Source organism: Amycolatopsis sp. NPDC003731 (assembly GCF_053586895.1).
In genome coordinates this window covers 26,353-33,501 of the sequence record NZ_JBSFNC010000103.1, presented here as the reverse complement: position 1 = coordinate 33,501, position 7,149 = coordinate 26,353, and the positions used below count along the sequence as shown (strand labels likewise).

The 7,149-nt window shown below is 72.2% G+C and carries 6 protein-coding genes; 3 read left to right on the top strand and 3 right to left on the bottom strand.

All coding sequences use genetic code 11. The features are described 5' to 3' along the window. Together ACWDN5_RS32770 and ACWDN5_RS32765 are read right to left on the bottom strand one after the other, a co-directional pair. Positions 1-1,544: S8 family serine peptidase (locus ACWDN5_RS32770; RefSeq protein ID WP_449678989.1), on the bottom strand; the 1,544-nt coding region annotated here is incomplete at its 3' end. Positions 1,545-1,605: 61 nt separating this feature from the next. Then, positions 1,606-1,878: a hypothetical protein gene (locus ACWDN5_RS32765; RefSeq protein ID WP_310976265.1), complete on the bottom strand. Its 273-nt coding sequence runs from the start codon at positions 1,876-1,878 to the stop codon at positions 1,606-1,608. Between the two features lie 240 nt (positions 1,879-2,118). On the opposite strand from ACWDN5_RS32765, the gene ACWDN5_RS32760 reads away from it, so the two are divergent. The 3 genes from ACWDN5_RS32760 (at position 2,119) to ACWDN5_RS32750 (ending at position 6,257) form a co-directional block, all read left to right on the top strand. Beyond that, on the top strand, positions 2,119-3,168 hold the full coding sequence (locus ACWDN5_RS32760) for a DUF2235 domain-containing protein (protein WP_449678988.1): 1,050 nt from the start codon (positions 2,119-2,121) through the stop codon (positions 3,166-3,168). Positions 3,169-3,325: 157 nt separating this feature from the next. After that, on the top strand, positions 3,326-4,789 hold the full coding sequence (locus tag ACWDN5_RS32755) for a PKD domain-containing protein (protein ID WP_449678987.1): 1,464 nt from the start codon (positions 3,326-3,328) through the stop codon (positions 4,787-4,789). A gap of 16 nt (positions 4,790-4,805) precedes the next feature. After that, a complete protein-coding gene (locus ACWDN5_RS32750) occupies positions 4,806-6,257 on the top strand; it encodes a hypothetical protein (protein ID WP_310976268.1) in 1,452 nt (483 codons plus the stop codon). A 73-nt stretch (positions 6,258-6,330) separates the two neighbouring features. On the opposite strand, the gene ACWDN5_RS32745 is transcribed toward ACWDN5_RS32750, so the two are convergent. Next, complete coding sequence (locus ACWDN5_RS32745) at positions 6,331-7,089, bottom strand: hypothetical protein (RefSeq protein ID WP_310976269.1); 759 nt, start codon at positions 7,087-7,089, stop codon at positions 6,331-6,333. Between the last annotated feature and the right edge of the window lie 60 nt (positions 7,090-7,149).

Below are 7,149 nucleotides of genomic sequence, written 5' to 3'. Positions count from 1 at the left end.
CTCAGGGCCGCCGTCACCACCTGGCCCGGGGCCGCGATGTCCGGCTTGAAGCCGCCGATGCGGGTCGGGCCCTGGCTGGAGTACGCCGACAGCGTGCCGACCTGCAACGCCGGCAGCGGCGACGGTCCGTCCGGCCCTTCGAAGCTGGTGCGGCTGATCAGCGACGCCACCGAGATGGCGCGCTCTTCGCACGCCGGGATGCCCACCGTGTAGCCGTCGAGCGGCGCGCCCGGGAACAGCATCCGGCCGCCCGCCACCGTGCCCGCCCACGCGTGCACTTCGCCGTGGACCACCGAGACCGCGCGGATGCGGACCGTCCAGCGGTCGTCGACGTGGCCGTCGATCATCAGGAACGTCAGGTTCTGGTCGCGGTTGAGCGGGTTCTCCACGAAGTCGGCCACGAACGTGCCATGCGCGGTCGTGACCTCGTCCGGGTCCGGCGCGAACTGCGTCCCGTCCGGGGCCTCCACCCAGACGTCGACGACGTCGCCGCGCGGGATCCACACGTCGCAGTAGAGCAACCCGGTGTCCGCGACGCGCACCGGGAACACCAGGTCCTGGCCGGGCACCAGGCGGCCCGAGGCGTGGATGCCGTCGTCGCCTTCGTTGCCCGCCGCCACCACGATGATCCGGCCCGGCCCGGACGCCCGGGCGATCTCGTTCTCCAGCGCCGACGTGCCGTCGTGCGCGCCGAAGTGCGTCCCGCTGCTCAGGCTCAGCACGCAGGGGCGGTCGCCGGCGAGCTCGAACGCGTCCCGGATGCCCCGGATCGTGTGCACGTCCAGCAGCGGTTCGCTGCGCATCGCGTACAACGCCGCTTCGGGCGCCACCCCGCGGAACCGCCGGCCGGCCAGCGCCAGGCCGTTGCCGGCCGCGATCGACGCGCAGTGGGTGCCGTGCCCGCCGGGGTCGCCCTGCGGCAGCGCCGGGCCGCCGTCGAGGGCGTCCTGGATCTGCGCGGTGTCGAAGGTGGTGAACTCCGACGCCGTCGCGCCCTGCTGGTGGCGGGCCCAGACGAACCGCTCGAGCCGGGTCGAGCCGTCGCCGCGCCGGAAGTCCGCGTGCGTGTAGTCGACGCCGCTGTCGACGATCGCCAGCAGCACACCGGCGCCGGTCAGCCCGGCGTGTTCCGGGAGGCCGAGCGTGCTGTCGAGGCCGGTGACCGCGCCGCGGGCCTGGTCGAGCCGGGCGAACAGCTCCTTGGGGGCTTCGGCCCGGCGGAGCCAGGTCTGGCCGTCCAGTTCGGACAGCCGGTCGACCGGGACGTCGGCGAGCAGCACCGCGTCGCCGCTCGCGTCCGGCGGGGCCGACACCACGGACCCGCCGGCCTGCTCGCACCACGCCGCGGCGGCCGGCACGGCACCGGCGGGCACCAGCAGCTTGACCGTCGTTTGCGCTGGGCCGGCCACCTCCCCGGCGGCGGCCAGCAGCCCACCGACGTCCAGGGCGCGCGCCCCGACGCCGCCGGCCGGCCCGCCGGCCTGGGCCGCGGCCATCGCCCCGCGCAGCCGCGCGTCCAAGTGGGTGTCACGCCGAGCTTCCATGGGAGCACCTCGCCTCCGGCCGGCTCCGGAACCGTTCCGGACGCCTCGAGGTGCGCGCCGGTCACCCGAGCTGCCGGAGACCCCGCGGCGGCTCGACGGCGAGCACCCAGGGCTCCTGCCCGATCCGGCGCAGGACGCCGGGGGTGACCTCGCCGGTCACCGAGCCCGGGCCGCGGTCGGCGACCGCCGTGCCGAGCTCGGCCAGCCGCTCCGCCGCCGGCCCCGGATCGGTGCCGGCCCGCAGCCGGACGACGACGGTCCGCCGGGCCTCCCGCTCCGCGCGGCGGGCCCACCGGTCCAGCTCCGGTGCCACGGTTCCGCGCCTGGGCTCCATTTCGCCGAGCCTACGCGGGGTCCCGCCGTCCGGCGCACAACTCACCCCTTGAGTCGGTGGTCCCGCGGACCGCGTAACGCGGATTCACCCTCACGCGCGACCCGATTCCGGGCAGCGGGAAATCACCGGACGCGCAAAGATCCGGAAATCGGGAAACGGCCGGCGGATCGGGTATTCCGGTGGCCGTAACGCGGCACCGGGTCCCGGCGACTCACGAGGGCACGGACCCGGGGAGGAAGCATGGCGAAACGTCTGGTGATCTGCTGCGACGGGACGTGGAACTCCCTCCGCCAGCCCGCTCCGACCAATGTGGGCCAGCTCCAGAAGGTGGTCGCGCCCACCGATCCGGCCGGCGTGCCGCAGCGGGTGTACTACCACGAAGGCGTCGGCACCGGAAAGCTGTGGGACCGCCTCACCGGCGGCGCTTTCGGCGTCGGCCTCTCGAAGAACGTGAAGAGCGCCTACCGCTTCGTCGCCGAAAACTACGAACCCGGCGACGAACTGTTCTTCTTCGGCTTCAGCCGCGGCGCCTACACCGCGCGCAGCACCGTGGGTTTCATCCGCAACTGCGGTGTCCTGCGCCCCGGCGAGCTCGGCCGGCTCGAGGGGGCCTACGGGCTCTACCGCGCCCGCGACCGGGCCACTTCCGGCCCGGACAGCCCGCGGGCCCGCGAGTTCCGCGCGAAGTACGCCCGCGAAGACCGCACCCCCATCCGGTTCGTGGGCGTCTGGGACACCGTCGGCGCGCTGGGCATCCCCCTCAGCGGTGGCCGGCTGATCCACCTGCTGAACAAGTGGTGGCAGTTCCACGACATGGAGCTGACGTCGATCGTGCAGGCCGCGTTCCAGGCACTGGCGGTGGACGAGCACCGCAAGTCGTTCAGCCCGGCCGTGTGGGCACCGTCCAAAGCGGCCGACGGCCAGCTCCGCGAACAGGTCTGGTTCGCCGGCGCCCATTCCGACGTCGGCGGCGGCTACCAGCAGCCCGCCCTGTCGAACCTCGCCCTCCGGTGGATGGCCGACCGCGCCGAGCAGTGCGGCCTCGCCTTCACGGAGAACGCCTTCGACTACCTGGCCGCGCGGGACGAACTCGGCGAACTGCACAATTCGCTCAACGCGTTCTTCCGGTGGTTCGGCTCGGCGAACCGCGTCATCGGCCGGGCGGACCCGGCGACCGAGTTCGCGGGCTCGTGCGCGCTGCACCGCAGCGAACAGATGCAGCCGCCGTACCGGCCCGGGAACCTCCTGGCGTACCTGGCGGACCCCGCGCACCGGATCATGAAGGTGTGACACCGGCCGCCACTACGTCATTCGGGGCAACTTGCGCGGAGGCTGTCACGCGGATCGGGTGATCGCCGATACGCCTCGCGGGGATCTTCGTCATGGGGGCGGAGAACCCGCGAGGGGGGCGGATTCCGTGTTGTTCCCGTTACGTTCTCGTGGCCGGATGGCCGTGGTCCCGGTGGTGGCCGCGGCACTGGCCACTATGGTCCCGGGGGTCGCCCACGCGGCGGCACCACCGGCCAACGACGACTTCGACAACGCCACTGTCGTCACGTCCTTGCCGTACATGGCGCAGGAGGACAGCAGCGCGGCCACCAAGGCCGCCGACGACCCCGGCTGGTGCAGCGGCTACGCCGCGGCCGGCACGGTCTGGTTCAGTTACACCGCGACGCAGGACGGCCTGCTGCGCGCCACGACCGCGGGCAGCGACCACCGGACGCTCCTGTCCGCGAACACGGGAGCACGTGGCGGCTTGCTGAACGTCGCCGACGCCTGTGACTACGGCACCGGGCCGGCCATCACCTTCCGCGCGACGGCCGGGACGACGTACTCCTTCCTGGTCGCCGGCATCGACACCCCCGGCGGCGCCCTGAAGTTCGCCGTCGACTCGGTCGCCCCGGCGCCCAACGACACCTACGCGAACGCCGAGCCGGTGACCGCGCTGCCGTTCACGAGCCAGCCGGACCTCTCGGTCGCCGCGGCCGAGGCCGGCGAGCCCGATTCGACCTGTGTGGACGACGAAGGCCAGCCGTCGGTCTGGTACACCTATCCCGCCTCCGGCCCCGCGCCATCCCTTTCCGCGCGGGTCGAAGGGACCGATGCCACCGTCACCGTCTACTCCGGAAGCTCACCGGCGGCCCTGACCCAGGTCGCGTGCGCGCGGAACAACTCCTCGCGCCCGGCGATGTTCCGCCCGGACCCCGGCACGGTCTACGCCATCCGCGTCACCGGGGCCCACCACGGCTACGGAACCTTCCGGTTCACGCTCCAGGAGACGCCGCCGCTGAACCCGGACGTGGACGTGTACCCGTCGTCCCCCACGGTGTTCGACAACGTCGGCTTCTCCGCTTCGTCCTGGGAGCAGATCGACCTGCCGCTGGGCGGGACGTGGGACTTCGGCGACGGCACGTCGGCCCCCGTGGGCACCGACACCGTCCACCACCGCTACGCCGCCGACGGTGTCTACACCGCCACGCTCCACGCGACTTCACCCGACGGGCGCACCGCGACGGTGACCAGGTCCGTCACGGTGACCACGCACGACGTCGGGATCTCGAAGTTCACCGTCCCGTCGGCGGCCCGGCAGGGAGACAGCAAGCCGATCAACGTGGACGTGACGAACACCCGGTACGCCGAGACGGTGACCGTCGTGCTGTCCAAGCGGTCCACGGACTACTGGGCCGAGGTCGGCCGGCTGACCCTGCAGGTGCCCGCGCGGGCCACCGGCAAGGTCCGGTTCCCGTTCGTCTACACCTTCACCCCGGACGACGCGGCGTCCGGGAAAGTCGCCTTCCGCGCGGAGGTCCAGCTGGCGTACCCGGCGGCCGATGCCCTTCCGGCCGACAACGAGGCGATCTCCATCGCCACGACCGTCAAGCCGCCCGCCACGCGCATCGCCGCCGTCTGACTTCCCGGGGGAACACATGAGATTCCGACCGCTGCTCGCCTGCCTCGCGGCCGCCACGGCCGCGCTGCTGCTGCCCGGGGTCGCCCACGCGGCCGCCCCGGCCAACGACGACTTCGGCTCCGCCACCGCCGTCACCGCCCTGCCCTTCAAGGCGTCCCAGGACGTCCGGGAGGCGACGAAGGCGGCCGACGACCCGGCACCGTGCAACACCTACACGACGTGGACCGTCTGGTACGACTACACCGCGACCGCGGACGAAATCGTCCGGGTGACGCCGGCCGGCACCGGGGAAAGGCCGTTCGTCGCGGTCTACACCGGTGAGCGCGGGACGCTGACCCCGGTCGCCTGCCGTGCCTGGGGCACTCCCGGCTACGCGACCTTCCGCGCCACCGCCGGGACGACCTACCACGTGATGTTCGCCCAGCAGTACAACCAAGGCGACCTGACCGCCGAGTTCACCGCGGTGCCACCGGCACCGAACGACGGCCTTGCCGCGGCCACGCCCGTTTCCGTGCCCGGCGACTACGCCGGTGATCTCACCGTCGCCTCGGCCGAGGCCGGGGAAGCGCGGCCGAGCTGCGACCCGGGCGCGGAGCAGTCCGTCTGGTTCGCGTTCACGCCGGACCGGACCCGGTCGGTGAGCGCGCTGGCGATGTACGACTGGGGCCCCGGCATCACGGTGTACCGGGGCACGACGGCGGACTCGCTGTCCGAAGTGGACTGCGTGGCCTCCGGTGACCGCCGGGCTGCCGTGTTCACCGCGGAAGCCGGGCAGTCCTACCGGATCCGCGTCGCCGACGACGCCGAGGCCGCGTCGGTGTTCCAGCTCCGGCTCGAGACGGCGCCGCCGCTGCGGCCGTGGGTGTCGGCGTCCCCCAACAACCCGTCCGTCTACACCGATGTGACGCTGTACCCCTCTTCGGGCGACAGCCTGGGCCGGGACTTCGTCAGCGGCGAAGTGCGGTTCGGCGACGGCGGCTCGGCGCCCATCACCGGTGCGCCCATCGTGCACCGGTACGCCGCGGACGGCGAGTACCGCCTCGAGGTCACCGGATCGACCGCCGACGGCCGGACCGGATCCGGCTCCGGCACGGTGCAGGTCGAGACGCACGACGTGGCGCTTTCGGACTTCGTGGTGCCGGCCAAGGCACGGGTGGACGACACCAAGCCGATCAAGGTGTCGGTCACGAACACCCGGCACGACGAGACGGTCGTGGTCTCCCTGTCGAAGCTGAACGAGCAGGGCTACTTCCAGGAGATCGGGCAGCTCAAGCAGTGGGTGCCGGCGGGCCGCAAGGTGGTCCTCCCGTTCGCCTACACCTACACCGCGGCCGACGCCGCGGCGGGCAAGACGCAGTTCAAGGTCTACGCGAGCATCGACCCCTACCGCGAGGACGCGCGTCCGGCGGACAACGAACTGCAGGGCTCGACCGCGGTCCGGGCCAAGACCGCGATCGCGATGTCCTGACGTCCACAGTGGAGGGACGCGATCGGGCCCCTGTCCGGGGAAGGAGGACAGGGGCCCGAGCGCGGTCAGGGTGTCAGTGGTTGACCTTGAACCACGGCTGCGACCAGCCGAGGTAGGTCTGACCCCACTTGCTCTTGATCTGCGCGATCGTGGTCTCGGTGTAGCTGCCGTAGCCGTTGATGTCGTTCGACAGGAACTTGCCGTCGCCGATCGAGATCATCGTGTGGCCGGCCCCGCTGCTCTTGAAGAAGGCGAGCCCGCCGGCCGGGACCTGGTAGTCACCCGGGTGCTTGAACGACGACGGGATCTGGGTCCAGTGGACGTAGGCCGTCTCCGAACCCGAGGCGGACCAGCCGTAGTTCTGCGCGTTGATCCGGTCGCACCAGCCCTCGTAGGAGTCGAGGTCGTTCGTGTGGATGCGGGTCTTGGCGTAGGCCACGGCCTGCGCGCAGGTCTTCGGGTTGCCGGTGCCCGCGGTGGAGCAGGTCAGGGTCGAGCCGGCGCAGTCCGGGGCGACCCGGCCGTCGGAGCCGGTGTAGACGTAGGCGTCGCTGACGTAGCCGTCGCCGACCTTGTCCCAGATGTCCGAGGTGCCGTACTTGCCGTCGACCGTGGATCCGTTGGTCTGGCAGCTGATGGTCACCGCGGTGCCGTCGGCGATGCTGCCGACCGAGCTCGCACTGGCGCTCGGGCTGGACCGCACGGTCAGCGGCGCGCCCGAATCGGTGTGCACCGTGCCCGATGCCGCGAACGCCGGGCCCGCCCCGGCGACCACGATCGCCGCGGCGATTCCGGCCACCCCGGCCAGCCGCTTCACGATCCCCATGTTCATTGTTCCGTCCTCCAGTTTTCCGGTGTGCGGACAGAATGCGTTCCACCGGTACAAGCCGCG

What these genes read in the sequence shown, in the direction of transcription:
- ACWDN5_RS32765 (WP_310976265.1), bottom strand. Translation starts at nt 1,878, where the DNA reads ATGGAGCCCAGGCGCGGAACCGTGGCACCGGAGCTGGACCGGTGGGCC.
- ACWDN5_RS32760 (WP_449678988.1), top strand. Translation starts at nt 2,119, where the DNA reads ATGGCGAAACGTCTGGTGATCTGCTGCGACGGGACGTGGAACTCCCTC.
- ACWDN5_RS32755 (WP_449678987.1), top strand. Translation starts at nt 3,326, where the DNA reads ATGGCCGTGGTCCCGGTGGTGGCCGCGGCACTGGCCACTATGGTCCCG.
- ACWDN5_RS32750 (WP_310976268.1), top strand. Translation starts at nt 4,806, where the DNA reads ATGAGATTCCGACCGCTGCTCGCCTGCCTCGCGGCCGCCACGGCCGCG.
- ACWDN5_RS32745 (WP_310976269.1), bottom strand. Translation starts at nt 7,089, where the DNA reads ATGAACATGGGGATCGTGAAGCGGCTGGCCGGGGTGGCCGGAATCGCC.